Origin of the sequence: Kitasatospora sp. NBC_01560, from assembly GCF_045208415.1 — a bacterium.
GTDB lineage: Bacteria > Actinomycetota > Actinomycetes > Streptomycetales > Streptomycetaceae > Kitasatospora.
Map to the genome: position 1 here is coordinate 5,750,014 of NZ_CP109364.1, position 25,970 is coordinate 5,775,983.

27 protein-coding genes and 1 pseudogene are annotated in these 25,970 nt (G+C 75.2%); 14 read left to right on the top strand and 14 right to left on the bottom strand.

Going from position 1 to position 25,970, the window contains the following annotated elements:
- Positions 1-4: 4 nt before the first annotated feature.
- Positions 5-1,291 carry a histidine kinase gene (locus OH807_RS25135; protein WP_406202772.1) on the top strand — a complete coding sequence of 429 codons (1,287 nt, stop codon included), beginning with the start codon at positions 5-7 and terminating at the stop codon, positions 1,289-1,291.
- 79 nt (positions 1,292-1,370) lie between these two features.
- Here OH807_RS25135 and OH807_RS25140 read toward each other — a convergent pair whose 3' ends face one another.
- Complete coding sequence (locus OH807_RS25140; RefSeq protein ID WP_406202774.1) at positions 1,371-2,900, bottom strand: sensor histidine kinase; 1,530 nt, start codon at positions 2,898-2,900, stop codon at positions 1,371-1,373.
- Positions 2,897-3,562, bottom strand: coding sequence for a response regulator (locus tag OH807_RS25145; RefSeq protein WP_406202776.1), 666 nt, complete (start codon positions 3,560-3,562; stop codon positions 2,897-2,899). Before OH807_RS25145 ends, OH807_RS25140 begins: the two co-directional genes overlap by 4 nt.
- Positions 3,563-3,702: 140 nt before the next feature.
- Here OH807_RS25145 and OH807_RS25150 point away from each other — a divergent pair, with 140 nt between their 5' ends.
- Together OH807_RS25150 and murJ are read left to right on the top strand one after the other, a co-directional pair.
- Positions 3,703-4,869 (top strand): lipid II:glycine glycyltransferase FemX, encoded by a 1,167-nt coding sequence (locus tag OH807_RS25150; RefSeq protein WP_406202777.1) that lies wholly within the window; start codon positions 3,703-3,705, stop codon positions 4,867-4,869.
- Positions 4,870-4,931: 62 nt separating this feature from the next.
- Complete coding sequence (gene murJ / locus OH807_RS25155; RefSeq protein ID WP_406202779.1) at positions 4,932-6,530, top strand: murein biosynthesis integral membrane protein MurJ; 1,599 nt, start codon at positions 4,932-4,934, stop codon at positions 6,528-6,530.
- An 8-nt stretch (positions 6,531-6,538) separates the two neighbouring features.
- Here murJ and OH807_RS25160 read toward each other — a convergent pair whose 3' ends face one another.
- The 5 genes and pseudogenes from OH807_RS25160 to OH807_RS25180 form a co-directional block, all read right to left on the bottom strand.
- Entirely contained in the window at positions 6,539-7,333 is a 795-nt protein-coding gene (locus OH807_RS25160; RefSeq protein ID WP_406202781.1) for a hypothetical protein, read from the bottom strand.
- Positions 7,334-7,614: 281 nt separating this feature from the next.
- Entirely contained in the window at positions 7,615-8,265 is a 651-nt protein-coding gene (locus OH807_RS25165; protein WP_406202783.1) for an HAD family hydrolase, read from the bottom strand.
- A gap of 9 nt (positions 8,266-8,274) precedes the next feature.
- Positions 8,275-8,817, bottom strand: a complete 543-nt coding sequence (locus OH807_RS25170; protein ID WP_406202785.1) for a GNAT family N-acetyltransferase — start codon at positions 8,815-8,817, stop codon at positions 8,275-8,277.
- A gap of 159 nt (positions 8,818-8,976) precedes the next feature.
- Positions 8,977-9,099 (bottom strand): hypothetical protein, encoded by a 123-nt coding sequence (locus tag OH807_RS25175; RefSeq protein ID WP_406202787.1) that lies wholly within the window; start codon positions 9,097-9,099, stop codon positions 8,977-8,979.
- Positions 9,100-9,237: 138 nt separating this feature from the next.
- Positions 9,238-10,209: pseudogene (locus tag OH807_RS25180) on the bottom strand (RNA polymerase subunit sigma-70); the annotation flags it as partial.
- 113 nt (positions 10,210-10,322) lie between these two features.
- Here OH807_RS25180 and OH807_RS25185 point away from each other — a divergent pair.
- Entirely contained in the window at positions 10,323-10,817 is a 495-nt protein-coding gene (locus tag OH807_RS25185; protein WP_406202789.1) for an SgcJ/EcaC family oxidoreductase, read from the top strand.
- Positions 10,818-10,873: 56 nt separating this feature from the next.
- Entirely contained in the window at positions 10,874-11,509 is a 636-nt protein-coding gene (locus OH807_RS25190) for a response regulator (RefSeq protein ID WP_406202791.1), read from the top strand.
- A gap of 22 nt (positions 11,510-11,531) precedes the next feature.
- Here the strand turns inward: OH807_RS25190 and OH807_RS25195 are convergent, their stop codons facing one another.
- Both OH807_RS25195 and OH807_RS25200 read right to left on the bottom strand, forming a co-directional pair.
- Positions 11,532-12,404 carry a transglutaminase family protein gene (locus OH807_RS25195; RefSeq protein ID WP_406202793.1) on the bottom strand — a complete coding sequence of 291 codons (873 nt, stop codon included), beginning with the start codon at positions 12,402-12,404 and terminating at the stop codon, positions 11,532-11,534.
- A gap of 58 nt (positions 12,405-12,462) precedes the next feature.
- Positions 12,463-13,374: a GNAT family N-acetyltransferase gene (locus tag OH807_RS25200; protein WP_406202795.1), complete on the bottom strand. Its 912-nt coding sequence runs from the start codon at positions 13,372-13,374 to the stop codon at positions 12,463-12,465.
- A 264-nt stretch (positions 13,375-13,638) separates the two neighbouring features.
- On the opposite strand from OH807_RS25200, the gene fdxA reads away from it, so the two are divergent.
- On the top strand, positions 13,639-13,965 hold the full coding sequence (gene fdxA, locus OH807_RS25205; RefSeq protein WP_030061559.1) for a ferredoxin: 327 nt from the start codon (positions 13,639-13,641) through the stop codon (positions 13,963-13,965).
- Between the two features lie 20 nt (positions 13,966-13,985).
- Entirely contained in the window at positions 13,986-15,143 is a 1,158-nt protein-coding gene (dapC, locus tag OH807_RS25210; RefSeq protein ID WP_406202797.1) for a succinyldiaminopimelate transaminase, read from the top strand.
- A gap of 112 nt (positions 15,144-15,255) precedes the next feature.
- Here dapC and OH807_RS25215 read toward each other — a convergent pair whose 3' ends face one another.
- Entirely contained in the window at positions 15,256-16,032 is a 777-nt protein-coding gene (locus tag OH807_RS25215) for a hypothetical protein (protein WP_406202799.1), read from the bottom strand.
- Positions 16,033-16,333: 301 nt separating this feature from the next.
- Positions 16,334-17,365 (bottom strand): hypothetical protein, encoded by a 1,032-nt coding sequence (locus tag OH807_RS25220; RefSeq protein ID WP_406202801.1) that lies wholly within the window; start codon positions 17,363-17,365, stop codon positions 16,334-16,336.
- Between the two features lie 117 nt (positions 17,366-17,482).
- Between OH807_RS25220 and dapE the strand changes: the two genes are divergently transcribed.
- Both dapE and OH807_RS25230 read left to right on the top strand, forming a co-directional pair.
- Positions 17,483-18,559, top strand: coding sequence for a succinyl-diaminopimelate desuccinylase (gene dapE / locus OH807_RS25225; protein WP_406202803.1), 1,077 nt, complete (start codon positions 17,483-17,485; stop codon positions 18,557-18,559).
- 215 nt (positions 18,560-18,774) lie between these two features.
- Complete coding sequence (locus tag OH807_RS25230) at positions 18,775-19,584, top strand: TIGR00730 family Rossman fold protein (protein ID WP_406202805.1); 810 nt, start codon at positions 18,775-18,777, stop codon at positions 19,582-19,584.
- 74 nt (positions 19,585-19,658) lie between these two features.
- Here the strand turns inward: OH807_RS25230 and folP are convergent, their stop codons facing one another.
- Positions 19,659-20,471 (bottom strand): dihydropteroate synthase, encoded by an 813-nt coding sequence (gene folP, locus OH807_RS25235; RefSeq protein ID WP_406211164.1) that lies wholly within the window; start codon positions 20,469-20,471, stop codon positions 19,659-19,661.
- Between the two features lie 157 nt (positions 20,472-20,628).
- Between folP and OH807_RS25240 the strand changes: the two genes are divergently transcribed.
- Both OH807_RS25240 and OH807_RS25245 read left to right on the top strand, forming a co-directional pair.
- Positions 20,629-21,069 (top strand): DivIVA domain-containing protein, encoded by a 441-nt coding sequence (locus OH807_RS25240; RefSeq protein ID WP_406202807.1) that lies wholly within the window; start codon positions 20,629-20,631, stop codon positions 21,067-21,069.
- On the top strand, positions 21,066-21,662 hold the full coding sequence (locus OH807_RS25245) for a DNA-3-methyladenine glycosylase I (protein ID WP_406202809.1): 597 nt from the start codon (positions 21,066-21,068) through the stop codon (positions 21,660-21,662). Before OH807_RS25240 ends, OH807_RS25245 begins: the two co-directional genes overlap by 4 nt.
- Positions 21,663-21,746: 84 nt before the next feature.
- On the opposite strand, the gene OH807_RS25250 is transcribed toward OH807_RS25245, so the two are convergent.
- Entirely contained in the window at positions 21,747-22,547 is an 801-nt protein-coding gene (locus OH807_RS25250; RefSeq protein ID WP_406202811.1) for an enoyl-CoA hydratase-related protein, read from the bottom strand.
- A 297-nt stretch (positions 22,548-22,844) separates the two neighbouring features.
- Between OH807_RS25250 and OH807_RS25255 the strand changes: the two genes are divergently transcribed.
- On the top strand, positions 22,845-23,012 hold the full coding sequence (locus tag OH807_RS25255; RefSeq protein WP_014137929.1) for a DUF3117 domain-containing protein: 168 nt from the start codon (positions 22,845-22,847) through the stop codon (positions 23,010-23,012).
- Between the two features lie 215 nt (positions 23,013-23,227).
- Here the strand turns inward: OH807_RS25255 and OH807_RS25260 are convergent, their stop codons facing one another.
- Positions 23,228-23,836, bottom strand: coding sequence for an O-methyltransferase (locus tag OH807_RS25260; RefSeq protein ID WP_406202813.1), 609 nt, complete (start codon positions 23,834-23,836; stop codon positions 23,228-23,230).
- 341 nt (positions 23,837-24,177) lie between these two features.
- Between OH807_RS25260 and sigE the strand changes: the two genes are divergently transcribed.
- Together sigE and OH807_RS25270 are read left to right on the top strand one after the other, a co-directional pair.
- The gene (gene sigE / locus OH807_RS25265; protein WP_406211165.1) at positions 24,178-24,912 is read left to right on the top strand and encodes an RNA polymerase sigma factor SigE; all 735 of its coding nucleotides are present in this window, start codon (positions 24,178-24,180) and stop codon (positions 24,910-24,912) included.
- Positions 24,909-25,967, top strand: coding sequence for an anti-sigma factor family protein (locus tag OH807_RS25270; protein WP_406202815.1), 1,059 nt, complete (start codon positions 24,909-24,911; stop codon positions 25,965-25,967). The genes sigE and OH807_RS25270 overlap by 4 nt, the downstream gene beginning before the upstream one ends.
- The last annotated feature ends 3 nt before the right edge of the window (positions 25,968-25,970 follow it).

Genomic DNA, 25,970 nt, shown 5'->3' on the forward strand with positions numbered 1-25,970 from the left:
CACCATGTCCGACACGCCCCGTACCCACCGCACCGACGAGCAGCCGGAGGCGGGGGCGGGGCGCGCGTCGTTCATGAACATCCCCGGATCTCCGGTGGAGACCAGGCGGCAGCTGCTGGTCAAGATCAGCTGGATGCTGCTCTGGATGGTCTACCTGGCCTACCCGGTCGGCGATCTGCTCCAGCACAACCACGGGACGGCCGCCACCGTCGGCGGCTGGATCGCGCTGGCCGTCTTCGTGACCGCCTACGTCGGCCTGGTCGTCCTCCGCTCCCGGCCCGGTGCGCCGGCCCGGGTCGCTCAGGCGGTGGTCGCGATGATGGCGATCGTCGCGGTGGTCACCACCTTCGGCCTCGGCACCTCCTGGCTGACCCTGTTCACCTACGCGTCGGTGGCCGTCGCGATCATCGCGCCGGCGCGGTACGCGCTGGCCGGGGTGGGTGCGATGGCCGGGCTCACCGTGGTGGTCGGGCTGCTCAGCGGCTCCGACGCGGGAGCGATCCCCACCATCGCGCTCACCGCCTTCCTCTCCGGCGCCGCGATGACCGGCCTGCAGCGGCTGGTCGCCACGATGCGGGAGCTGCGCGAGGCGCGGGCCGCCGTCGCCCACCTCGCCGCCTCCGAGGAGCGGCTGCGGCTGGCCCGGGACCTGCACGACCTGCTCGGGCACTCGCTGTCGCTGATCACGCTGAAGAGCGAGCTGGCCGGGCGGTTCATGGACGCCGGCAAGGAGGAGGCGGCCCGGGCGCAGGTCGCCGACATCGAGAACGTCGCCCGGCAGTCGCTGATAGACGTCCGGGAGGCCGTGACCGGGTTCCGCCGGCCGACCCTGCCGGTCGAGCTCGCCGCCGCGCGGACGGCGCTGGCCGCCGCACAGGTCCGCCTGGAGGCGGCCCCGGAGCTGGTGGACGCCTGGCCCGGGCTGGCCACCGAGGAGGCCGGGGCGCTGGCCTGGGCGCTGCGCGAGGCGGTCACCAACATCGTCCGGCACGGTGCGGGCGCGACGCTCTGCACGGTGCGCGGGGACGAGTTCTGGGAGGGCGGCGGCGAGCGGTACGCCGTCCTGGAGATCACCGACGACGGGGCCGGGCCGGGCAAGTCTGCTCCGGGGAACGGGCTGTCCGGGCTGGACGAGCGGCTCGCGCTGGTCGGCGGCCGGCTGGAGACCGGGCCGGGCGAGCGCGGCCGGGGCTTCCGGCTGCGGGCACTCGTCCCGCTCCGGCAGGTCTCCGCCCCGGCGCCCGCCCCGGCCCCGGCCCCGGCGGGGGCGCCGGCGCCGAAGGGCGGGTAGCGCTTCGGCCCGGCTCCCGGGGCCCGGTCCTCGGGGCTCCGGCGTCCGGGCCCCGAGAGCCGGGCTCGGGCGTCCGGGCTCAGGCCGTCGGTGCCCCGCTCCTCGGGGCACCGACGTGCCGGGATCCGGCGTCGAGGGATCCGGCGTCGAGGGCTCCGGCCGCCGGAGCGGGCCGGGCCGCCGGGAGCTCCAGCGCGAAGCGCGCGCCGCGCGGCGACGGCGCGACCCGCAGGGTGCCGCCGTGCCGGGTGGCGATGTCGGCCGCGATGGCCAGCCCGAGGCCGCTGCCGCCCGCGTCCCGGCTGCGCGCCTCGTCCAGCCGGGTGAACGGCTCGAAGATCCGTACGCGGTCCGCGGGCGGCACCCCCGGGCCGTCGTCGCGGACCTCCACGACGCAGCCGTGCACCGTCCTGCGGGCGGCCAGCACGACCTCGGACTCCGCGTGCCGCTGGGCGTTGTCCAGCAGGTTCCGGACGAGCCGGTGCAGCCGGATCCGGCTGCCGCGGACCGGCAGCGGATCCGGCGCGTCCACCCGCAGGGTCAGCCGGCCGCCAATCACCGGGCGGTACTGGTCGGCGAGTTCGCGCACCACCGCGGCGAGGTCGACGACGGTGTCCGGCGCACCCGGGGCCGCCCCGCCGCCGCGGGCCAGGAAGAGCAGGTCCTCGGTGAGGTGCTGGAGCCGCTCGACGGAGGTCAGCGCCTCCCGGGTGGCGGCCGGCCAGTCGGTGCGCTCCGGGTGCGCGAGCGAGACCTCCAGGTTGGTCCGGAGCGCCGCGATCGGGCTGCGCAGTTCGTGCGAGGCGTCCGCGACGAACCGCTGCTGCTGGACGGCTGCGCGCTCCAGCCGGTCCAGGGTGGCGTTGGTGGTGGTGGCCATCCGGGAGATCTCGTCGCAGGACCGCGGCACCGGCACCCGGCGGTCCAGCCGGTGCTCGCCGATCTCGGCCAGCTCGGCACGGATCGCCTCCACCGGCCGCAGGGCCCAGCTGGTCGCCACCCAGGCGATCAGCGCCACCAGCAGTGCGGCGGCCGGCACGCCGGCCTGCAGGATCGGGTCGATGGTGTGCAGGGCGGCCTCGGCGGCGAACGGGGTGGCCAGTACGTACACGGTGATCGGGCCGAGTGGGGGCGTGGTCGGCCCGGTGGTGTCGGTGACCCGGTAGTACATGCTCCAGCTGCCCATGGCGGTAAAGGTGCGTCCCGAGTACCGGTTGGCGGCGGCCGGGCTGGCCGGGCCGACCGTGATCCGCCGGCCCTCGGGCTGCCAGTTCTCGGGGGCGTGCTCGGGGGCGATCGGCGGCAGCGGGCCGGCCAGGTGCTGGGTGGTGAGCGGCCCGCCGAGGGTGACCATCCGGCCGTCCTTGTCGAGGACGACGTACGGCAGCAGGTCGTGGTCCGTGGACGGCCGGTCCAGGCGGAAGCCGCGGCCGATCTCCCGCGCCTGGTACTGCGCCTCCGACTCGGCGGCGGCCAGCTGGGCGTCGTACATGTGGCCGCGCAGCCACCAGGAGCCGCCGCCGAGCAGTGCCAGTGCCGCCAGGCCGGCCGCGAGCGAGGTGCGGACCCGGGTGGGCAGCCCGGCGCGGGCCCGGCGGAGCACGCTCATGCCTCCAGCCGGTAGCCGGCGCCGCGCACCGTGGTGATCGAGTGCCGGCCGAACGGGGCGTCGACCTTGCGGCGCAGCATGCTGATGTACACCTCGACGATGGAGTCCTCGCCGTCGAAGGCGATGTCCCACACCTCGTCCACGATGCGGCGCTTGGAGAGCACCTCGCCCGGGTGCTGGGCGAGGAACCGCAGGACGGCGAACTCGCGCTCGGTGAGCGTCACTTCGGCGCTGCCGCGGCCGCACCGGCGGGCCGCCGGGTCCATCCAGAGGTCGCCGACCCGCAGCAGCGCGCCCGGTGCCCCGCTGCGCCGGAGCAGGGCGCGCAGCCGGGCCAGGAAGACCAGGTAGGAGAACGGCTTGACGAGGTAGTCGTCGGCGCCGGTGTCCAGGCCCTCGGCCTCGTCGTACTCGCCGTCCTTGGCGGTGAGCATCAGGATCGGGGTGGTGCTGCCGCCCTCCCGCAGCGCCTCGCAGACCTTGTAGCCGTTCAGGCCGGGCAGCATGATGTCGAGCACGATCGCCCGGTACGCGTGCCGCTGCGCCAGCCGCAGGCCGGTCAGGCCGTCCGGGGCGAGGTCGACGGTGTAGCCCTCGGCCTCCAGCCCGCGCCGCACCGCGGCGGCCACCTGGGCGTCGTCCTCCACCACCAGAATCTCCATGGGGATGAGGATGCCATCGCGGCTCCGAACGTTCCTTAAGCGTCTTTCAGCTTTCTCAGCCCCGCTTCAGGCGCCCCGGCGCATGCTCTCGCCGTCCGCCGGCACCTCCCGCCGGCGCCCGACGCGAGAGGGGCACGCCGATGACCGTAGTCCTCCCGGAGGCCGCGACCGCCCGTCCGGTCCGCCGCACGGACACCGCTCCGCTGCGGGTGGTGCCGGTGCCGGCGGCGGAGCACGCCGCCTGGGCCGCGGCGCACGGCGCGGTGAGCTTCCTGCAATCCCCGTCCTGGGGGCGGGTGAAGGCCGGCTGGCGCGCCGAGAGCCTGGCCTGGACCGGCGCCGAGGGGCGGACGGTCGGCGCGGCACTGGTGCTGTACCGGGACATCCCCGGCCTGGGGCGCAGCTTCGCGTACCTGCCGGAGGGGCCGGTGATCGACTGGGACCGGCCGGATCTCGGCCGCTGGCTGGAGCCGCTCGTCGAACTGCTGCGCTCGCGCGGCGTGTTCACCCTCCGGCTGGGGCCGCCGCTGGACCTGCGGGTCTGGACGGCGGGGACGGTCCGGGCGGCCGTCCGGACCGGCGACCGCGTCGGCCTGCGGGACGTACTGCCGGACGCCGTCGACCCGGTCGGCACGAGGGTCGTGGAGCGGCTGCGCGGGCTCGGCTGGGAGCCGGCCGGGCGGGACACCCAGCCCCGGTTCACCTTCCGGCTGCCGCTCGCCGGGCGTGAACCCGAGGACCTCTGGGCCGGGTTGAGCCCGGAGTGGCGGCGCAACATCCGCCGCGCGCAGGCGTCCGGAGTGACGGTCACCGAGGGCGCCGCCGAGGACGTGGAGGCCTTCTACGCACTGGTGGCGCAGACGCAGCTGCGCGGCGGCTTCGACCTCGGCCGCGGACTCGCCTACTACCAGCGGCAGTTCGCCGAGCTGAACGCCGAACTCCCCGGCCGGATACGGCTGTTCCTGGCCCAGTACCGCGGCGAGCTGCTGGCCGCGCACACCCTCGTCACGGCCGGCCGGCGGGCCTGGTACCTGACCGGCGGCTCGGCCTCGCACGAGCGGCAGGTGCGCCCCAGCAACGCGCTGCAGTGGTCGATGATCCGGGCCGCGCACCGGCTCGGCGCCGAGACGTACGACCTGCGCGGCGTGCAGCCGTCGCTGGACCGGGCCGGCCCGGACTACGGACTGCTGCGCTGGAAGCTCGGCACCGGCGGGCGGGTGGTGGAGGGCGTCGGCGAGTGGGAGCTGGCCCTGAACCGGCCGCTGCACCTGGCGTTCCGGCGCTATCTCGCACGGCGGAAGGGGTGAGTCGTTTGAGTACGACGCTGGCTGAGAACACCATGGTCGGGGCCGACGGGGGGAGGCCGTCCGTGCAGCCTGCCGGCCATCGCCGCCCCCGCCGGCGGCTCCCGCCCAGCCTGCTGATGGCCGGCGGCACCGTCGTCTCGCGGGCCACCGGCTTCGTCCGGGCCGCCCTGGTCGTCGCCGTCCTCGGCGCGGGGCCGCTCGCGGACGGCTACAACGTCGCCAACACCGTGCCCAACATCCTCTTCGTGCTGCTCATCGGCGGCGCGCTGAACACCGCGCTGGTACCGCACCTGGTCAAGGCGGCGCGCGAGTCCGAGGACGGCGGCGCCGCCCACGTCAACCGGCTGGTCAGCCTGCTGGTGGCGGCACTGGTGGTGATCACGGCGCTGGTCGTCCCGGCCGCGCCGCTGATCGTCCGCGCCTACACCTCGTACGGCGGAAGCCAGTTGGACCGCACCGTGCTGCTCGCGTACCTCTGCCTGCCGCAGGTCTTCTGCTACGGCCTGTTCACGGTGCTCGGCCAGGTGCTCAACGCGCGGCAACGGTTCGCGCCGATGGCGTGGGCGCCGGTGCTGAACAACCTGGTGGTGATCGCGGTCTTCGGCTCGATGCTCGGCACCGACCGGCTGGGTGAGGGGCAGGTGATGCTGCTCGGCGCGGGGACGACCCTCGGCGTGGTCGTCCAGAGCCTCGCCCTCGTGCCGTGCCTGCGGGCCGCCGGGGTGCGGCTGCGGCCGCGCTGGGACTGGCGCGAGGCCGGTCTCGGCGACCCGCTGCGGGCCGCCGGGTGGACGCTGCTGCTCGTCCTGACCGACCAGCTCGGCTACTGGGTGGTCACCCGGCTCTCCACGGGCGTCGGCGAGCAGGCCGCGGCGGTCGGCGTGGCCGGCGGCGTCGGCTACACCGCCTACAGCAGCGCCTACCTGCTCTGGATCGTGCCGCACGGCGTGATGACGGTGTCCCTGGTGACCGCAGTCCTGCCGGGCATGAGCGCGGCGGCGGCCGGCGGAGCGCTGGCCGAGGTGCGCGCCCTCGCCTCCCGGGCCCTGCGCACGGTGGCCGTCGTCACCGTGCCGGCCGCCTGCGGGCTCGCCGTCCTCGCCCCGCAGCTGGCGCAGATCGCGTTCGGCCACGGCCGGGCCGGGGCGGCCGACGTCCGGGCCATCGGGTGGATGCTGACGGCCTTCGCCCCCGGGCTGGTGCTCTACTCGGCGGCGTACGGCCTCACCCGGGTGTTCTACGCGATGCGGGACAGCCGTACGCCGTTCCTGCTCAACCTGCTGCCCGTCGCGGCCGCCGCCGTCGGCTCCCTGGTCTGCTACCGCTGCCTGCCGCTGCGCTGGGCGGTGACGGGGATGGCGGCCTGCTACGGCGGCTCCTTCCTGCTGGCGGTCGCCGGGGCGGCCCTGCTGCTGCGCCGCCGGCTGGGCGGGCTGGACACCGCGCGGATCCTGGGCACCCACGCCCGGCTGCTGCTCGCCGCACTGCCGGCCGCGGCGGCCGCCTGGGCGGTGTCCCGGGCGGCCTCCCGGGCACCCGGGGAGGCGTGGACGGGCCTGGCGGCGGGCGGCCTGACGCTGGCCGTGGTCTACCTGCTGCTCGGCCGGTTGCTGCGGGTGGAGGAGCTCGCCGTGCTGACCGCCCGGCTGCGCCGCCGCTGAGGCCCCGGCTACGCCGTCGCCGCTCTGACGGATCGCAGCGCCGCCCGGGCCCGCTCGGCGCCGGTGGCCGCCCCGACCTCGGCGCCGGCCGACTCCCGGGTGGCGAGCCCGGCGCACGGGCGGCAGATGCCGGGCTCGGGCACCGGATCGTGGCACCGGCCGCACTCCGCGTACCGGGGAGCTGCCCGCTGCTCAGGCGCGCGGGCCGGCGGCAGCTTCCTGGTCAGCCGGTCGCGCAGCACGCCGACCGGCGAGTGCACCGTGGGCGGCAGGCCGGGCAGCAGCGCGCGTGCCAAGTCGGCGGCGCTGCTGCCGCGTTCGAGCCACTCGGCGACGAGCGGGGCGAGTGCCAGGGCCTCCGCCCCGCCGGGGCGCAGTCTCGGCTCGGGGTGGATCGCCCGGAACAGCGCGGCCACGGCGGTGCGGACGTGCTCGGGGGGATCGGGTCGTTCGACGGGTGCAGCGGCGGGGAGGGTGGGTTCTTGCTCCCGTTCCTTTACGGGAGGGGCGCCACGGCGACCGGCCTTTGCCTCACCGGCTCCCGGGCGGGCGATACCCGGTGGGCCCGGCTGAGGGGTGTCGAAGACGTGGGCCTCGCTGCGGATCGTCCCGTCCGGCAGCCGGATCCGGTCGACGCGGTAGTAGCCCGCGTCCGTGAGCTCCTTGAGCGCCCGGCGGACCGCCCCGCGCCCCTGCGGGCTGGTGTCCGCCATCTGCCGCCCGTCCTCGCGCCACCCGTCGGGGCGGGAGAGCAGGTCGGCGAGGAGGCCGCGGGCGGTGTAGCTGAGCCGACGATCCTGCAACAGGCCGTTCGGAAGGACGGTGAATCGGCGTGCGTGAGCGCTACGATGAATGTGCATCTGGAGTTGATGTCTCCTGGTGCCGGACCCCGGAGTGTTGGTAGCACTGCCGGGGTCTTCCCTGTTCTGATGTCGCCACGGAACGTAGCACAGCGGAAACGGTGCGTGTGCGGCTTCGGTCGAGCGCGCTACGCGGGCACGCCACCCCCGCGCCCGCGGACGGCCCGCCGGGCCCCCGCGGAGCAGGAAGTCGGCCGGGCCGACTTCCTGCTCCGCGCCACGGGTCACGCTCCGGCGAGGAGGCCCGGGAGTTTGCGCATGTCGTCGAAGACCACCGTGTCCGGGCCCTCCAGCAGCTCCGCCGTCGTCAGGCCGCCCGCGTAGCCGAAGGCGCGCATGCCCGCGGCGCGGGCGGCTTCGACGCCGGGGCGGCTGTCCTCGACCACCGCGCAGGCGGCCGGGTCGACGCCCATCCGCTCGGCCGCGTACAGGAAGAGGTCCGGTGCGGGCTTGCCGCGGGCGACCTCGGTGGCGCTGTGGATGCGCCCGGCGAACCGCTCGTACAGCCCCGTCCGGCCGAGGGTGTGCCGCATCTTCTCGTGCGAGCCGCTGGAGGCGACGCAGACCGGCAGGTCGATCGCCGCCAGGGCCTCGGGCAGCCCGTCGACGGCCTCCAGCCCGTTGTCCACCGCCTCCCGGTGGAGCTGCTCGAACCGCTCCCACCACACGGCGGCCGTCCCGGCGCCGAGCCGCTCCGAGATCTGCGCGGTGATCGAGGCCTGGGAGCGTCCGATGAACAGGGCGACGACCTCCTCCTCGGTGAGGGGCCAGCCCAGCTCGGCACCCAGCGCGACCTGCACGCGCATCGCGATGCGTTCGCTGTCGACCAGCACGCCGTCACAGTCGAAGATCACGAGTTCTATCGGCTTGATCATCTCCGCAGCCTAGACGCGCGGGTGACCGGGTGCGGCGGGGCGCGGCACCGCGTCGCGGACCATGCGTACGTTGGGCAGCCTGCCCCTCCAGAGTTCGCGCTCGCCGGTACGTGCGAAGCCGTGGCGTTCGTAGAAGCGGACCGCCCCCGCGTTGTAGGCGGTCACCCAGAGGCGGATCTCCGCGCCGCCCGCCCAGGCGAGGAACTCGCCCATCAGGCGCTGCCCGACGCCCCGGCCCCGGGCCTCGCCGAGCAGGTACATCGGTCCGAGGGTGACCGCTTCGTCCCGGCGGCCGCAGAGGAAGCCGACGACCCCCGACCCGGAGCGGACGACGCGGCAGAAGAGCTCGTCCGGCCGGAGTGCGGCGTCCTCGATGAACGCCCGCCACTGGGCGGCGCCCTCCGCGGTGGCGGAGGCCCCGCGGTGCTCGCGGATCCACGCCTCGTCGATCCCCGCCGCCTCGTCGGGGTACGTCTCCAGCCAGGCCCTCAACAGCACCCGGCCGAGTGCTGCCGCGTCGGATGCGCGGGCGGCTTCGATCCGATGGGTCATGGCCGGATTCTCGGCGGTGCGCCCGGTCGGCCGCACCCCGGTTTCCGCCGGGTGCGGCTACCGCGGGGCGGCCCGCGCCCGCAGCGCCCCGGTGAACCACCGGGAGACCGCCGCCGGGCTCTCCGGTACCGGCCAGCCGTTGATCACCGACAGCAGCTGTCAGTACCGCTCCGCACGCGGGTCGCCGGCCGCCTCCAGCCGGCGCAGCAGCCGGCCGCGCAGCTCGGCGTCGTCCGGCCGGCCGAACGTCCCGGCGTAACGCCGGCTCAGCGAGTCGAGCACGCGGCCGCCGCCGGGGAGTCCGGGGCGAGACCGGCGGCCAGCGCCGCCCCGATCTCGGTGCGGACGGCCACGGTCAGGGCGTCGTTCAGGTCGTCGTCGTTCACGTTCCCCACCCTGGCGTCTCCCCCCACGGGAGACTCAAGCCGTCACGGCGGGCAGGCCGAAGACCGCGAACACCTCCGGGTCCTGGAACACCGTGAGCCGGCGGACCAGCCCGCCCGCGACGTCGAACACCTGGAGCGTGTGCAGCCGGTACGTCCCGTCCGGGTCGAGGGCGTACGCCGCCACCGCCGGCTGGCCGTTGGCGCCGACGGGCAGCATCCGCCAGTCGGTGCCGCGGAGTGCGTACACCCGCGCGATGAAATCGGTGTACGCGGCGCGCCCGGCGTACCAGTTGGTGAACGGCGGCATCTCCAGGACCACGTCCTGCGCCAGCAGCCGGGCCAGGGCGGTGAGGTCGGCGGCCCGGAAGGCGGCCACGTAGCGGTCGACGACGGCGCGGGCGCCGGGCTCGGCCGGTTCGGCGATCTCCTCCTCGCGCAGCCCGGCCGCGACGAGGCCGGCCCGGGCCCGCTGGAGGGCGCTGTTGACCGCGGCGGGCGTCAGGCCCAGCGCGTCGGCCGCCTCGGTGGCGGGCCGGCCGAGCACGTCGCGCAGGATCAGGGCGGCTCGCTGCCGGGCGGGCAGCTGCTGCATGGCGGCGACGAGGGCGAGCCGCAGCCCGCCGTTCGAGAGCGGGTCGGCGGCCGGGTCGCCCGGCCGGGCCGTGGCGTCGGGGAACGGCTGCAGCCAGGCCACCTCCTCGCCGCGGACCAGTGGTTCGTCCGGCGAGGCACCCGGCCCGCCGCCCAGCCCGGACGGCAGCGGGCGCCGGGCCCGCTGGTCGAGCGCGGTGAGGCAGACGTTGGTGGCGATCCGGTGGAGCCAGGTGCGGAGCGAGGCGCGGGCCGGGTCGTACCGGTCGTGGGCCCGCCAGGCCCGCAGCAGCGTCTCCTGCACCTGGTCCTCGGCGTCGTGGACCGAGCCGAGCATCCGGTAGCAGTACGCGAGCAGCTCGCGCCGGTACGGGTCGGTGGCACGGGCGAACTCGTCGGCCGTTCCCATGACTTCCCCCTGAGGAAATTGCCGTGCCCGGGCCGATGAATCCGGGGCGGCGGCCGAGTACGTACCGGTGAGCCGTCCGGCGACCGGGCGGGAGGCACACCCTACGAGAGGACTCCGACATGACCGCCACCGACGCGACCACCGAAGACGTGACCACCGAAAACGTGACCACCGACGCGACCACCGACGCGACCACCGACGCGACCACCACCAGCAGGGCGGCCGCCGAGCAGGACGTCCGGGCGGTACTGGACGGTCTCTACGCCGCCTGGGCGGCCAACGACGCCGACGCCTTCGTCACCCACTACGGCGAGGACGCCACCGCCACCCTCCCCGGCTCGTACCGCGCGGGCCGCCGCGAGATCCGGGACCGGATGGCCGACGGCTTCGCCGGGCCGCTGAAGGGCTCCCGGGTACGGGACGAGTTGCTGAGCGTGGGCTTCCCGGTGGAGGGCACCGCCGTGCTGGTCAGCCGCAGCACGGTGCTCCTGGCGGGCGAGCAGGAGGCGCCCGCCGACCGACCGGTGCTGGCCACCTGGACGCTGGTCCGCCGCGACGGCCGGTGGCTGGTCGCGGCGTACCACAACTGCCCGGAGGCGGCGCCGGCCCGGTAGCACGGAGGGCCGGTGCCGGAGCGGCGGCCCGGTACCGGCCTCTAGGGTCTGGTCCCATGAGTGAGATTCAGAACGGTGGGGCCCTGTCCGTCCGCGTGCTGCTGGCGGAGGACCAGGGCATGGTCCGGGAGGCGCTGGCCGCGCTGCTCGGGCTGGAGGGGGACATCGACGTCGTCGCGCAGGTCGGCCGGGGCGACGAGGTGGTGGCGGCGGCCGTCGCGCACGACGTGCAGGTCGCGGTGCTGGACATCGAGATGCCGGGGATGACCGGCATCGAGGCGGCGGCGCTGCTGCGGAAGGCGCGGCCGCAGACCAAGGTGGTGATCGCGACCACCTTCGGCCGGCCCGGTTACCTGCGGCGGGCGATGGAGTCCGGTGCGGATGCCTTCCTGGTGAAGGACGCCCCGGCGTCCGAGCTGGCGGAGGCGATCCGCCGGGTGCTGCGCGGTGAGCGGGTGATCGATCCGGTACTGGCGGCCGCGGCGCTCGCCGAGGGGGCCAACCCGCTGACCGCCCGCGAGCGGGACGTGCTGGCGGCGGCCGCCGACGGGGCGGTGAACGCGGACATCGCGAGGCGGCTGCACCTCTCGGAGGGGACGGTGCGCAACTACCTGTCGATGGCGATCCAGAAGACGGAGGCCCGTAACCGCACCGAGGCGGTCCGGATCGCCCGCGAGAAGGGCTGGCTGTAGCGGCGCTCCCGTGCCGGCCGGCTCAGTTGAGCCGGTGCCGGGCCGCCCGGGCGTCCTGCCGGACCCGGGCGGCGGTGTCCGGGTCGAAGGTGTCCAGGATCTCCGCGTAGGACTCCATCTCGGCCGAGCCGCCGAGGAAGTCGCCGGTGCGCACCAGCAGCTCGGCGCGTTCCAGCCGCAGCTGGGCCGGGTGGCGGGGGAGCAGCAGGGCGAGTTCGGTGGCCCAGAGCTGGCTGCGGGCGTGTTCGGGCCGTTCGGCGGCCCAGACCCGGATGTTGCCGAGCACCCGGTGCACGATGTCCAGCGGCTGGGCGGGCGTGAGCAGTTCGGTGCCGAACGGGTGGCCGGCGCGCTGCACCAGGGCGGCGGCGTCCTCCTGGTCGAGCAGCCGGCCGCCGTGGTACGGGTCGGCGAGGACGTACTCGTCGCCGCCGTCGGGGCTGCCGACCGCGACGATGAAGTGGCCCGGCAGGGCGACGCCGTGGACGGTCAGCCCGGCCCGCCGGCCGACGGCCATCCAGACCAGCGAGAGCATGATCGGCAGCCCGCGCCGCCGCCGCAGCACCTCCGGCAGCAGCGAGGACTCCAGCCGCCGGTAGTCGGACTGCCGCCCGTGGAACCGTTCGCGCCCGCCGAGCACGGCGGCCAGCAGGGCGGCGGTCTCCTCCGGTCCGGCGGGCGCCCGCTCGGCGACGGCCAGCCGGACGGCGGCGGCGTGCCGTTCCAGCGCGGCCTCGCAGGCGGCCAGCAGCGCCTGGAGGGTGGGCGGCTCCGGGGGGTCGCCGGGGTCCGGGGCGGGGCTGTGTTCGGCGGCCGCGAGCAGGCAGAGCAGCACCGGATCGGGATGCTCGGCCCGGGCCTCGGTCCGGAAGCGTGCTCTGCTCTGCTCGGTCACGGTGGCTGCGACGGCTTTCGTGGGAACGGGCGGATCGGGACTGCTCGCGTGCGGCGCCCTACCTCTGGGGGAGGCGGGCGTAGTGGTAAGTGTGACTGGTTGTGAAGCCGAGTCCGTCATAGAGCGCGATCGCCCCGTCGTTCTCGGCCTCGACCTGCAGGTAGGCGCCGGTGGCGCCCTCCTCGGCGGCCCGGGCGGCGAGGACCGCCATCAGCGCGGTGGCGAGGCCACGGCGGCGGGCCCACGGTGCGACCTCGATCGCGCCGAAGCCCGCCCAGGCGCCGTCGATGACGCAGCGTCCGACGGCGAGCACGGGGGGTGTCCCGTCGCCCTCGGTCTCGCAGCCGTAGGTGTCGTGGACGGTCGCGAACCAGACCGAGGGGCCGCCGTGGATCACCGTGCGGGCGGCCTCCTCGACGGCCGGGTCGTCGGTGACCCGCCGGTACAGCGACATCCAGTCGGCGCCGGCGGTGCGGGCCAGCCGCACCCGGTCCCGGCCGGCCTTGTCGCCCAGCTTCGCCAGCGGTGCGAGCTCCGCGACCCGGACCAGGGTGGGTGCGTAGGTGGCGCCCAGCCGGTCCAGCTCGGCGCAGAGCGCCGCGGGGGAGCCGGGGGTGCTGACCTCGACCCAGGCGGGCAGTCCGCGGGCGGCGTACCAGGCCCGGACGGCGGCGAGCGCGTCGGGCAGCGGCCGGCCGGGGTCGTCGAGCGTCTGGACGGAATTGGCCCGCCGGGTGAATCCGGCGGACGCGCGGAGCGTCCATCCGCCGAGTGGTTCCTGTTCGACGGCGGGCCAGCCGCGTGCGGCGATCCGCTGGAGTTCGGCCGGGGCGGCGGCGGGGGGTGCGGCGCGCCGCGCGGGGAAGAGCGGCACGACCTTGCCCGCGACCAGCAGTTTCTCGTCGAAAGAGACCGGATCGCCGTTGCGGGGGTCGACCGTCAGCCCACGATCGTCCCAGGATGTGAGCACGCCGATCACATCCCGGAACACGGGGCGGCCGTCGGCGAACTCCGCGACACGCCGAACGGAGACTCGTCGTCCCACGTCAGAGCGGTCTATCCGGACCTCCGGACGGTCCTGAACCGGTTCTCCGGCCGCCATCTGGGCACCTCCTGTGCATTTGCGCTCTCCGACCCGCGATACTAGGGGCGGGCATCGACGACGCCGCGCTCACCCGCGCACGCGAGCAGAACAGAATGGGCCGCCAAAGCCCTTCCGAGGAGGAACGACAGCGTGACCTACGTCATCGCGCAGCCTTGTGTCGACGTCAAGGACAAGGCCTGCATCGAAGAGTGCCCGGTTGACTGCATCTACGAGGGCGAGCGATCGCTCTACATCCACCCGGATGAGTGTGTCGACTGTGGCGCATGCGAGCCGGTCTGCCCGGTCGAGGCGATCTTCTACGAGGACGACACTCCGGAGGAGTGGAAGGACTACTACAAGGCGAACGTCGAGTTCTTCGACGACCTCGGTTCGCCCGGTGGTGCCTCGAAGCTCGGCCTGATCGAGCGCGACCACCCCTTCATCGCCGCTCTGCCGCCGCAGAACGCCGACCACTGACGATCGGTGGCAACTGAGCTGTGAACAACAACAGCACGCACGCGCCGTTCCCGGGCCACCCGGGGGCGGCGCGCCGCGTTTCCGACCTCCTGCCGGTCTTCCCGTGGGACAAGCTGGAGCCGTACAAGCGGACCGCGCTCGCCCACCCGGGCGGGCTCTGCGACTTCTCGGTGGGCACCCCGGTCGACCCGGTCCCCGAGGTGATCCAGAAGGCCCTGGCCGCCGCCACCGACACCCCCGGGTACCCGACCGTCTGGGGCCCGGTGGAGCTGCGCGAGGCGATCGCCGGCTGGCTGCACCGCAGGGTCGGCGCCGAGATCGGCCCGCAGGCCGTCCTGCCGACCGTCGGCTCCAAGGAGCTGGTGGCCTGGCTGCCGACGCAGCTCGGCCTCGGCCCCGGCGACCAGGTCGCCTACCCGCGCCTCGCCTACCCGACCTACGAGGTCGGCGCACGGCTCTGCGGCGCGGAGCCGGTCGAGTACGACTCGGTGGACGAGCTGGATGGCTCCCGGGTGCGCCTGCTCTGGGTCAACTCGCCGTCCAACCCGACCGGCCGGGTGCTGGGCAGGGACGAACTGCGCCGCGCGGTCGAGTGGGCCCGGGAGCACCGGGTGCTGCTGGTCAGCGACGAGTGCTACCTGGAGCTGGGCTGGGAGGCCGAACCGGTCTCCGTCCTGCACCCGGACGTCTGCGGCGACCCCGGCGACGGGACGCAGCACGAGGGCCTGCTGGCCGTCCACTCCCTCTCCAAGCGCTCCAACCTGGCCGGCTACCGCGCCTCCTTCGTGGCGGGCGACCCGGTGGTGGTCAGGGAGCTGCTGGGGGTGCGCAAGCACGGCGGCATGATCGTCCCGGCGCCCGTCCAGGCGGCGACGGTCGCGGCGCTCACGGACGACGCGCACGTGGCCGAGCAGCGCGAGCGGTACGCGGCCCGGCGTTCGGCGCTGCGGGCCGCGCTGGAGGCGTACGGCTTCCGGGTCGAGCACTCGGAGGCGAGCCTGTACCTCTGGGTGACCCAGGACCGGCCGTGCTGGGAGACGGTGGCCGAACTGGCCGGGCTGGGCATTCTGGTGGCGCCCGGCGACTTCTACGGGCCGGCCGGCGAGCAGTTCGTCCGGGTCGCCTTCACTGCGACGGACGAGCGGGTCGCGGCGGCCGTGGAGCGGCTGCGCGGCTGAGCCCGCGCGCACGGCGAAAGGGGCCGGTGTCCAGGACGGGACACCGGCCCCTTCGCGTGCGGGGGGCGGAGCGGGCCGGCCGGGCTGCTCAGCTGCTCGGCCGGTCGACGGGTCAGCCGATCGGCAGGCCGCCGAGGCCGCCGCCGCCGATGCCGCCGAGCAGGCCGGTGAGGGGGGAGAGGGCGGAGAGCGGGGAGTTCGGACCGAGGTCGGCGCCGCCGAGGCGGTTCGCCGAGCCGTGCTCGGCCAGGCCCAGCACGTCCGCGCCGGGCAGCGCCGAGGTGGCCTCGGCCGGCAGCGCCCGGCCCAGGGCGCTCAGCGGCAGCGCGTCGGTGACGGAGTTGGCACCGGGGACGGCGCCGGTGAGCGCGCCGGTACCGGGCAGGCCCTGGGTCAGGCCGGCGGTCTGCGAGAGCCCGCCGACCGGGTTGGCGCCGGCGCCCGCGCTGCGGCCGGCCGCGCCGTGGCCGCCGGTGACGGCCTCGCCGACCTTGCCGGCCAGCGTGGAGGCGACCCTCGGGGTGATGGCGGAGAGCTGGCCGGTGGTGGCGGCGGTCTTGTCGACCGGGGCGGTCAGCGAGCCGGCCTTCTCGTTCGCCTCGGGGAGCTGGTGGGCGACGATGTTGCCGGTGGCGTCGGCGGTGGCCGGGACGCCCGCGGCGACGGTGGCGGCGCCGGTGTCACCGGCGGCGCGGCCCAGCTCGTGGGTGGTGTGCTGCAGGGTGGAACCCGCGTCGGTGTTGGTCAGCTGGCCCAGCGGGGCGGCCAGGTCGGACTTGGGCAGCAGGGCGTCGGCGGCGGACGCGGAGCCGGCCGCGACCAGCGGGGTCGCGCCGGCCGCCACGAGCAGCGCGGCCGAGGCGATCCGGCGCGTGAGGGGGTGAGACATGGGGCTCCTCGATGGGTCTGGGTACGTCCCGTCCGCCGGGCGGACGAGGGTATTACCGCTTGAGAAGCCAGAAGGTTTCGGCCGGAGCAAGGAAAAGAACAGGCCGACGATCCGATCGTATGTCCGGTGCGGCGGTGCCGACGGGCGCCCGCTCGCGGCCGTGGAGCCGCGACGGCACAAGGGCAGGGACGGTTCTGCGCCCCGGTGGCGGCAACCGCACCGCCGTCCACCGGGGTTGACCGCAATCACCCGTACGGCGGCAACCCGGACACCAGTGCGTCAGCACCCCGCGGGCGCCGCCTCAGGACCCGGTCAGCGAGACCAGGACCAGCTTGGTCGAGGTGCCGGTCGGCTGCGGCTTCCAGCCGTTCTCGGACTTGGCCCTGCGCCAGATCTTCCCGTCGTAGGCGACCGTCTCGATCCCCAGCTGCTGCGCCTGGGCCACCGCCCAGTGCGCCACCGCCCAGCCGTTCTGCCGCTCGGCGTCCGGGCCGGCGTCCGTGCTGGCGGCCGGGTCGGGGGTGAGCGAGACGGCGTTCTCGGCGCCCTTCACCGACGAGCTGTACCCGGTGGCCGGCGTCACCGTGCGGCCGAACTCGCGGCGCACCCGGTCGCCCAGCACCTGGGCCCGGTCCGGCCGGGCGGCCGGCGAGGCGGCGTCGGTGGCGGGGGCCGCGGCCGGGGCGGACGCGGCCGCCGGGGCGGAGGCGTCGTCCGTCTCCGGCGCGGTGAAGTCGTGCACCACGCAGCTGAACGAGGCCGGCTCACGGCCGGTCAGCGCGGAGGCCAGCAGCGTCGCCTTGGTCTCGTGCTTGGCGTAGGCCTGCGGGTAGCCGCTCTTCTGCACCTGCTGGGCCGCGTCGGTGAGCGGCAGCCGGGTGTAGCCGGGGACCTTCACCAGGCCGTCGAGGAACTTGTTGGTCGCGTAGACCGGGTCCTGGATCTGCTCCACCGTGCCCCAGCCCTGCGAGGGCCGCTGCTGGAACAGGCCGACCGAGTCCCGGTCGCCGCCCGTCAGGTTGCGGATCTTGGACTCCTGCATCGCCGTCGCCAGCGAGATGGTCACCGCCCGGTCCGGCAGGCCGCGGGCGTGCGCGACGGCGGCGATGGTCGCCGCGTTGGCCGCCTGCGGCACCTCCAGGGTGCCCTCGCCGGCCGGCGTCTTCACCGAGCAGCCCTCGGGGGTCAGCAGCTTCTGGTCGCGCAGCCAGTACAGGCCCGCCGCGACGACCGCGAGCACCAGCAGGGCGGCCAGCACCAGGCGCAGCGGCCGCCTACGGCGCCGCCCGGGCGCCGCGTCGCCGCCCCGCGCGCCGTTCTTCCTCCTGGCCACCGCCACCCCTCTCCGCCGTCTTCCTGATCCGACACCGTACCCACTCGGACGGATGTGCGGCGCCCGCGGTTCTCTGATTCCCGGTGGTCCGCCCGCCCCGCACTAGGCTGGACCACCATGAGCAGCAGCCCGAACACGCCCCTTGACCTCACCCTCGACGGCGGTGCGCTGACCGCCCGGCTGGTCGACTTCCCGTCGGTCAGCGGCGACGAGCAGGCGCTCGCCGACGCCGTGGAGGCCGCCCTGCGCGGCTACCCGCACCTCACCGTGGACCGCTACGGCAACAACGTCGTCGCCCGGACCTCACTCGGCCGGGCCGAGCGCGTCCTGCTCGCCGGCCACCTGGACACCGTGCCGATCGCCGACAACCTGCCGTCCTACGTCGAGGGCGACCTGCTCTACGGCTGCGGCACCTCGGACATGAAGTCCGGGGTGGCCGTCCAGCTCCGGCTGGCCGCCACCCTGCCCGAGCCCAACCGGGACCTCACCTTCGTCTTCTACGACTGCGAGGAGGTGGAGGCCCACCGCAACGGCCTCGGCCACCTCGCCAGGGAGCGCCCCGACTGGCTCGCGGCCGACTTCGCCGTGCTGATGGAGCCGAGCGGCGCCGCCGTCGAGGGCGGCTGCCAGGGCACCCTGCGGGTGCAGGTCCGGCTGACCGGCGTCCGCGCCCACTCGGCCCGCAGCTGGCTCGGCGACAACGCCATCCACCACGCCGCCGAGGTGCTCACCCGGCTCTCCTCCTACCGGCCGCGCCGGGTGGAGATCGACGGCCTGGAGTACCGCGAGGGCCTCAACGCGGTGCGCATCGACGGCGGCGTGGCCGGCAACGTCATCCCCGACGAGTGCGTGGTGACGGTCAACTTCCGCTACGCGCCGGACCGCGACGAGACGGAGGCCGAGAAGCACGTCCGCGAGGTGTTCGACGGCTTCGAGGTCACCGTCACCGACTCCGCCCCGGGCGCGCTGCCCGGCCTCGGCCAGCCCGCCGCGCGGGCCTTCCTGGCCGCCACCGGCGGCGTCGCCCGGGCCAAGTTCGGCTGGACGGACGTCGCCCGCTTCAGCGCGCTCGGCGTCCCCGCGGTCAACTACGGCCCCGGCGACCCGAATCTCGCGCACAAGCGGGAGGAGCACTGCTCGCTGGCCGCGATCGCCGAGACCGAGGAGCGGCTGCGCGACTGGCTGACCGGCTGAGACCGGCCGCCGGCCCGCGCCGTCCGCCGCACGTCCGCTGAACGTCCGCCGCACGTCAGTCCGGTGGGTCCGCCGCACGTCCGCCGTACCGGCCGGTGCGGCGGACGGACCGGCCGCCGGCCTGCGGCGGCGGGGGCAGAACGCCACCGTCCGGTTGCCCAACCGACCCCCCACCGTTGCCTGAAAACCGGGATCAACGGGCGTAGGGTTTCGTCATGACAGGCACTGGAGACGAAAAGCACTACGGTCACGGTCCCGAGCAGGTTGGCGAGCCGCGCCCGAAGAAGGCCTGGCCCGAGAAGCAGAAGGGCCCGGTGCTGGTGCGCCGGGACCAGGTCGGCGAGAGCACGACGGACCAGCGTCTGCTGGACACCACCGGCCCGACCGACTGGCTGCACACGGACCCGTGGCGGGTCCTGCGGATCACCTCCGAGTTCGTCGAAGGCTTCGGCGCCCTGGCCGAACTCCCGCCCGCGATCAGCGTCTTCGGCTCGGCCCGGACCTCGGTCGACTCGACCGAGTACGCGGCCGGCGTGGCCATCGGCCGGGCACTGGCCGAGGCCGGCTACGCGGTGATCACCGGTGGCGGCCCGGGCGCGATGGAGGCGGCCAACCGCGGTGCCTCGGACGCGGGCGGCCTGAGCGTCGGCCTCGGCATCGAGCTGCCCTTCGAGCAGGGGCTCAACGAGTTCGTCGACCTCGGGCTGAACTTCCGCTACTTCTTCGTCCGCAAGACGATGTTCGTGAAGTACGCGCAGGGGTTCGTCGTCCTGCCCGGCGGCCTCGGCACGCTGGACGAGCTGTTCGAGGCGCTCACCCTGGTGCAGACGAAGAAGGTCACCCGGTTCCCGGTGATCCTGTTCGGCAGCGAGTACTGGGGCGGTCTCTTCGACTGGCTGAAGAACACCCTGGTCGCGCAGGGCAAGGCGGCCCCGCACGACCTGGAGCTGTTCCACATCACCGACGACATCGACGAGGTGATGAAGATCCTCGCCGACGCCCGACGCCCGGCCGGCGAGATCTAGGAGGTGCCGGGCGCGCCCTGCGGGCCCCGCTCCGGCCCGCGCCGGAGCGGGGGCCGGAGCGGGAGCGGGGCCGCCTACGCCAGCCCCCGGCGGGCCACCGCCGGGGGGCGGGTGCCGCGGATCGAGGCCACCATGTCCAGCACCTGGCGGGTCTCCGCCACCTGGTGCGCCCGGTAGACCTGCGCGCCCAGCCAGGCCGAGACGGCGGTGGTCGCCAGGGTGCCGAGCAGCCGCTCGTTCACCGGGCGGTCCAGCGTCTCGCCGACGAAGTCCTTGTTGGAGAGCGAGACCAGCACCGGGTACCCGGTCGCGGTCATCTCCGGCAGCCGCCGGGTCGCCTCCAGCGAGTGCCGGGTGTTCTTGCCGAAGTCGTGCCCCGGGTCGATGATCACCGCGTCCCGCCGGACGCCCAGCCCCACCGCCCGCTCGGCCAGCCCGACGGTCACCCGCAGGATGTCCGCCATCACGTCCTGGTAGCCGACCCGGTGCGGGCGGGTGCGCGGCTCGGCGCCGCCCGCGTGGGTGCAGACCAGGCCGACGTCGTAGCGGGCGGCCACCTCGGCGAGCTTCGGGTCCACCCCGCCCCAGGCGTCGTTCAGGAGGTCCGCGCCGACCTCGCAGACCGCCTCGCCGACCTCGTGCCGCCAGGTGTCCACGCTGATCACGGCCTCCGGGTGGCGCTTGCGCAGCTCCGCCACGAACGGCACGGTGCGCCGGAGCTCCTCCTCCACCGTGACCTCGTCGCCCGGCCCGGCCTTCACCCCGCCGATGTCCAGGATCGCGGCGCCGTCGGCCATCGCGCGGTCGGCCGCGGCGAACGCGGCCTCGTCGGCGAAGGTCGCACCCCGGTCGAAGAACGAGTCCGGGGTGCGGTTGACGATCGCCATGATCACCAGCTCGTCGTCACCGAATTCCCGTGGTCCCAGGCGCAGTGCCACCGATGTCTCCTCCACAGCTGCTGCGGGTGCGATGATGGCCCCCGGCCTCTCGGGAACCATGATCCCACCAGTACGGAGGCCGGCCGGGAAGTCGGGAGGACAGCACGTGTTCTGGGTGATCGTGGTGGCCATGGCCGTGGTGGTCGGCGGCGCCGCGCTGGTGGCACTGGGTGGGGGCGGTTCACTGCCGGAGGCGGTGCAGGACCGGATCGCCGCCCGGCTGCCGCAGGACCGTCCGCTGAGCCGGGACGACGTGGACGGCATCCGGCTGCCGATGGCCGTCCGCGGCTACCGGATGGACGAGGTGGACGACGTCCTCGACCGCCTCGGCGCCGAGCTCGCCTACCGGGACGCGCGGATCGCCGAGCTGGAGGCCGCCGCCACGGTGCGCGGCGCGATCGAGGCGGGGGACGGGCCGGACGCCGGCGCCGAGCCGCTGCCCGGTCTGGAGGAGTTCGCCAAGGTGGTCGAGCCGGCCGTTCAGCTCGGCAAGCCGGCCGCGCCGGCCGGCGGGCCGCAGGACGCCGAGCCGGTGGCGGAGCAGTGAGCGCCGGCGGCGCGGTGACCGGGCCGGACGGCCTGCGGCGCTGCGCCTGGGGCGATTCGACGGACGACTACCGGGTCTACCACGACACCGAGTGGGGCCGTCCGGTGCACGGCGACGACGCGCTGTTCGAGCGGGTCTGCCTGGAGGCGTTCCAGTCGGGGCTGTCCTGGCTGACCATCCTGCGCCGCCGGGAGGGCTTCCGGTCCGCGTTCGCCGGCTTCGAGATCGCGAAGGTCGCCGAGTTCGGCCCGGCCGACGTCGAGCGGCTGCTCGGCGACACCGGCATCATCCGCAACCGCGCCAAGATCGAGGCGGCCGTCGCCAACGCCAGGGTCGCCCGCGACCTCGACGGCGGCCTGGACGCGCTGATCTGGGAGCACGCCGGCGACCCGGACCGGCCGGCGCCCCGCAGCCTGGACGAGGTGCCGGCCGTCACGCCGGAATCGACGGCGCTGGCCAAGGCGCTGAAGAAGGCGGGCTTCCGCTTCGTCGGCCCGACCACCGCCTACGCGCTGATGCAGGCCTGCGGCCTGGTCGACGACCACCTGGCGGACTGCCACGTCCGCCGGGCGCTCGCGACCCCCGGGGCCTGAGGCGCACGGCCCGAGGAGCACCGCCACGGGGCACTCCGCCCCGGGGCGCGTCCCCTGCCGGCCCGCCTGCCGGCGCCCCCTCGCCTAGCGGCCGAGGTAGGTCGGCTTCTCCTTGGCGATGAACGCGCGGACCGCGATCCGGTGGTCCTCGCTGTCGCCCGCCATGGTCTGCAGCTCGTCCTCCTTGTCGAGCAGCTCGTCCAGCGAGTGCGAGGCGCCGTACGCCAGCGACTCCTTGATCGCGCCGTACGCCACCGTCGGGCCCTCGGCCAGCTCCTTGGCGAAGATCCGTGCGGTGGCGGCCAGCTCGGCCTGCGGGACGACCTTGGTGGCCAGGCCCAGCTCCATCGCCTCGGTGGCCTTCACCGTGCGCGGCAGCATCAGCAGCTCGGTCGCCTTGGCGTGCCCCACCAGCCGGGGCAGCGTCCAGGAGGCGCCCGAGTCGGTGGTCAGCGCGATCCCGGCGAAGGCGGTGTTGAAGCCGGCGGTGTCCGCGACGATCCGGAAGTCGCAGGCGAAGGCCAGCGAGGCGCCCGCGCCCGCCGCCACCCCGCCGACCGCCGCCACGGTGGGCTTGCGCATCCCCGCCAGCGCCCGCAGCAGCGGGTTGTAGTGCTCGGCGACGGTCCGCAGCGCGCCCTCGCCGGTCTCCTCGGCCCGCCTGAGCAGGCCCAGGTGCTCCTTGAGGTCCTGCCCGACGCAGAACGCCCGCTCACCGGCCCCGGTCAGCAGCACCGCCCGCACCGCCCGGTCCTCGGCCGCGGCGACCACGGTGTCCCGCAGCGCCACCTTGGTCGGGGTGTCCAGGGCGTTCATCGCCTCCGGACGGTTGATGGTGATGACGGCCAGGCCGCCGTCCAGCTCGTACAGCACGGAATCGGACATGGGCGAGGGGCTCCCTTGTGGTGGTCACGAGTCGGTCGTGTGTCAGGATGCCGGAGCACGCGGCCGGGTGGGGAGTGTGAGGTATCGCACCTTCCGGCGGTACGGGGACCGGCGCCGCGCCGGGGCTTCTGGCAGGAAATGTGCCGGTTGGGGCCGGTCCGGCCCTGGATGCACCGAGAGTGATGTTGGTCATCAGGCCGTGGCATGCGGGATAATGGCTTCCGATCAATGCGTTCGATACCGGCGGTGGACGGACTGCCGGTGCGTAGCTGAGCGGTTGCAGGAAGGGGAACGAGCATGGCGGCCATGAAGCCGCGGACGGGTGACGGCCCGCTCGAAGTCACCAAAGAGGGGCGGGGCATCATCATGCGCGTTCCGCTCGAAGGCGGCGGACGCCTTGTGGTGGAGCTCACGCCTGACGAGGCCGACGCCCTGGGCGAGGCCCTGAAGAAGGCCTGCGGCTGACCGCAGCGGGTGCTCCCCCATCTCCTGGAGATGTGCTGCCGGGCCCGGGTACGACGATCTCGTCGGCCCGGGCTCTGTGGTTCCCGGGCGTTCCGCCGGCTCCGGCCGGCCCGACGGCCCCGGTCGCGCCACCACCCGCCCGCCGCCGCCCGCCCGCCGGGCCTGCCGGGGCCGCCCCCGGCGGCCCCAGCAACCCCGGTGGCCCCCGGCGGCCTTCAGCGCTTCACGGCGCAGAGCAGCCCGTCCGAGACCGGCAGCAGGGCCGGCAGCAGGACGTCGCTCTCCCGGACGTCCCGGACGAGGTCGCGCACCGCGTGCGTCTGCGGGTCCTGGAGCTCCGGCTCGGCCAGCCGGCCCTCCTGGAAGACGCCCTCGAAGCAGACCATCCCGCCCGGCCGCAGCAGCCGCAGCGACTCCGCCAGGTACTCCCTGGACTCCGCCGGGTCCCCGTCGCAGAAGACCAGGTCGTACTGGCCGTCCGCGAGCCGGGGCAGCACGTCCAGCGCCCGCCCCGGTATGAACCGGGACCGGTTGGCCGCGAATCCGGCCGCGTGGTACGCCTCCCGGGCCAGTTGCTGGCGCACCGGCTCGGAGTCGACGGTGGTGAGCACGCCGTCCGGCCGCATCCCGCGCAGCAGGTACACCCCGGAGACGCCCGTACCGGTGCCGATCTCGGCCACCGCCTTGGCGTCCAGGGCCGCCGCCAGCAGGCGCAGACACGCCCCGCCGCTCGGCCCGATCGCCTTGATGCCGGTCCGCGCGGACTGTGCCCGGGCGTAGGTCAGCACCGCATCCTCGCCGACGTAGGTGTCGGCGAGGGCCACGCGCGCGGGCCCGAACTCGCTGATGGCTGCCTCTTTCGGAGCCCCGGGTGGCGGCCCGGTGCGGAGCGGATGTCGAAGCGGATGTCGATATTTCCTGCCACAGATTACTGGCCGACCGGGAACCGCGTACGGCGGCGGGCCGTTGGGGGGAGCAGGGACCGGGTGAACAGAGACCCCCGGGACGTCCCCCGGGGCACTTTTATCCGGGCTTGACGGGTGAGGTGGATATGGTGGTGGCCCTGCTGGGCAGAAGAGCCGACCGAGGAGGTGTGGCCGAGGGCGACGTCCCCGTGCGGTGGCACAGCCGCGGCACCACGTCGGTCCGTACGCCGAAGCCCGTGATGAACCAGCCTGCGCACTCCCCCCTGGACCAGCCGGCCGCCGAGACGCCGGCCGCCGGTGCCACCGAGGCCCCCGCCGCCCTCGCGAGCTTCGCCGAGGGCCCCGACGCGCAGACCTGGACTCCGCCCTCCTGGGAGGAGATCGTCGAGGCGCACAGCGCCCGCGTCTACCGCCTCGCCTACCGCCTGACGGGCAACCAGCACGACGCCGAGGACCTCACCCAGGAGGTCTTCGTCCGGGTGTTCCGTTCGCTGTCGACCTACACCCCCGGCACGTTCGAGGGCTGGTTGCACCGGATCACCACCAACCTGTTCCTGGACATGGTCCGCCGACGCCAGCGGATCCGCTTCGACGCGCTCGGCGACGACGCGGCCGAGCGCCTCGCCAGCCGCGAGCCCAGCCCGGCCCAGCACTTCAGCGACACCCACTTCGACGCCGACGTCCAGCAGGCGCTGGACACCCTCGCCCCCGAGTTCCGCGCGGCCGTGGTGCTGTGCGACATCGAGGGCCTCTCCTACGAGGAGATCGCGGCCACCCTGGGCGTCAAGCTCGGCACCGTCCGCAGCCGGATCCACCGCGGCCGGTCGCACCTGCGCGCCGCGCTCAAGCACCGCGCCCCCGGCGCGGCCCCCGGCCGGGAGCGCCGGGGCGGCTCCGAGGAGCCGGTGCCGGTCGGCGCCGCCGCCGGTGAGGCCGCGGTCGCGCCGGGCGGGCGCGGACGGAGGCGATCGTGAGCGGAACCGGCCGGTCGGGACCGGGCCGGCCGGACGTCTCCGGCAAGGCTGTCACCCGTCGGAGCGGCTGGCCCCAGCTGGGCCGCCGCGGCCAGGACGAGCCGGAGCTGCCCGTGCCGCCCGCCGCCCTGCCCGGCGAGCCCGCGCTGCGCGCGGTCGCCGTCCGCCCCACCGAGCCCGCGGCCGAGGAGCACCACCTCGGCGAGCGGCTCTCCGCCTTCGTCGACGGCGAGCTCGGCCACGACTCGCGCGACCGCGTCCAGGCCCACCTGGCGACCTGCCCGCAGTGCCTCGCCGAGGCCGACGAGGGCCGCGCCGTCAAGCACCTGCTCACCCGCACCGACACCCCCGGCCCGTCCTCGTCGCTGATGGCTCGGCTGATGGCCGTCGGCGCCCTGCCGGACGAGCTCCCGGACGACCGCCCGGCGGCCGCCGACCGCCCCCGCCGGGACGACGACGACCTGCCCGGCGGCGGCCTCCCCGCCGCCTGGGGCACTCCCCGGCCCGAGGCCGGCGGCACGCTCGGCGGCAGCCGGCTGAACGGCGGCTCCTTCGGCCGCGGCGCCGGCGCCTCCTTCGGCGGGGGCGCCCTCGGCGCCGACGCCCCGGTGCCCGGCATCGACCCCCGGGCCTTCGGCCGCGGCTCGGTGCTGCGCCCGCTGATGGGCCGGCGGACCGGCCGCCCCGACTCCGCCGCGGCCGACTCCGCCGCGCGCCCCGCGGCCGCCCGCCCCGAGCCGGCCGCCGCCGTCGTCCGCCAGGCCCCGCCGCGCGGGCGCCGCTTCGTCTTCGCCGCCGCGGGTGCCTTCTCGGTGGCCGCGGTGACGCTCGGCGGCGTGGGCGGCTTCACCGCGCAGAGCGAGGACCAGCACGGCACCTCGGTGAGCCCGGCCGGCACCGGCCGCAGCGGCGGCCTCGTCCCGATGACCGCGCAGATCCCGGTGGACTTCCCCGTCCACCCGGTGGCCGCCACCCGCAGCGCCCCACCGCCGGACAGCCTGCCGGACCGGACGCCGGCCTCCGGACTGGCCGGCCTGCACCGCGAGAACCGTTAGCGC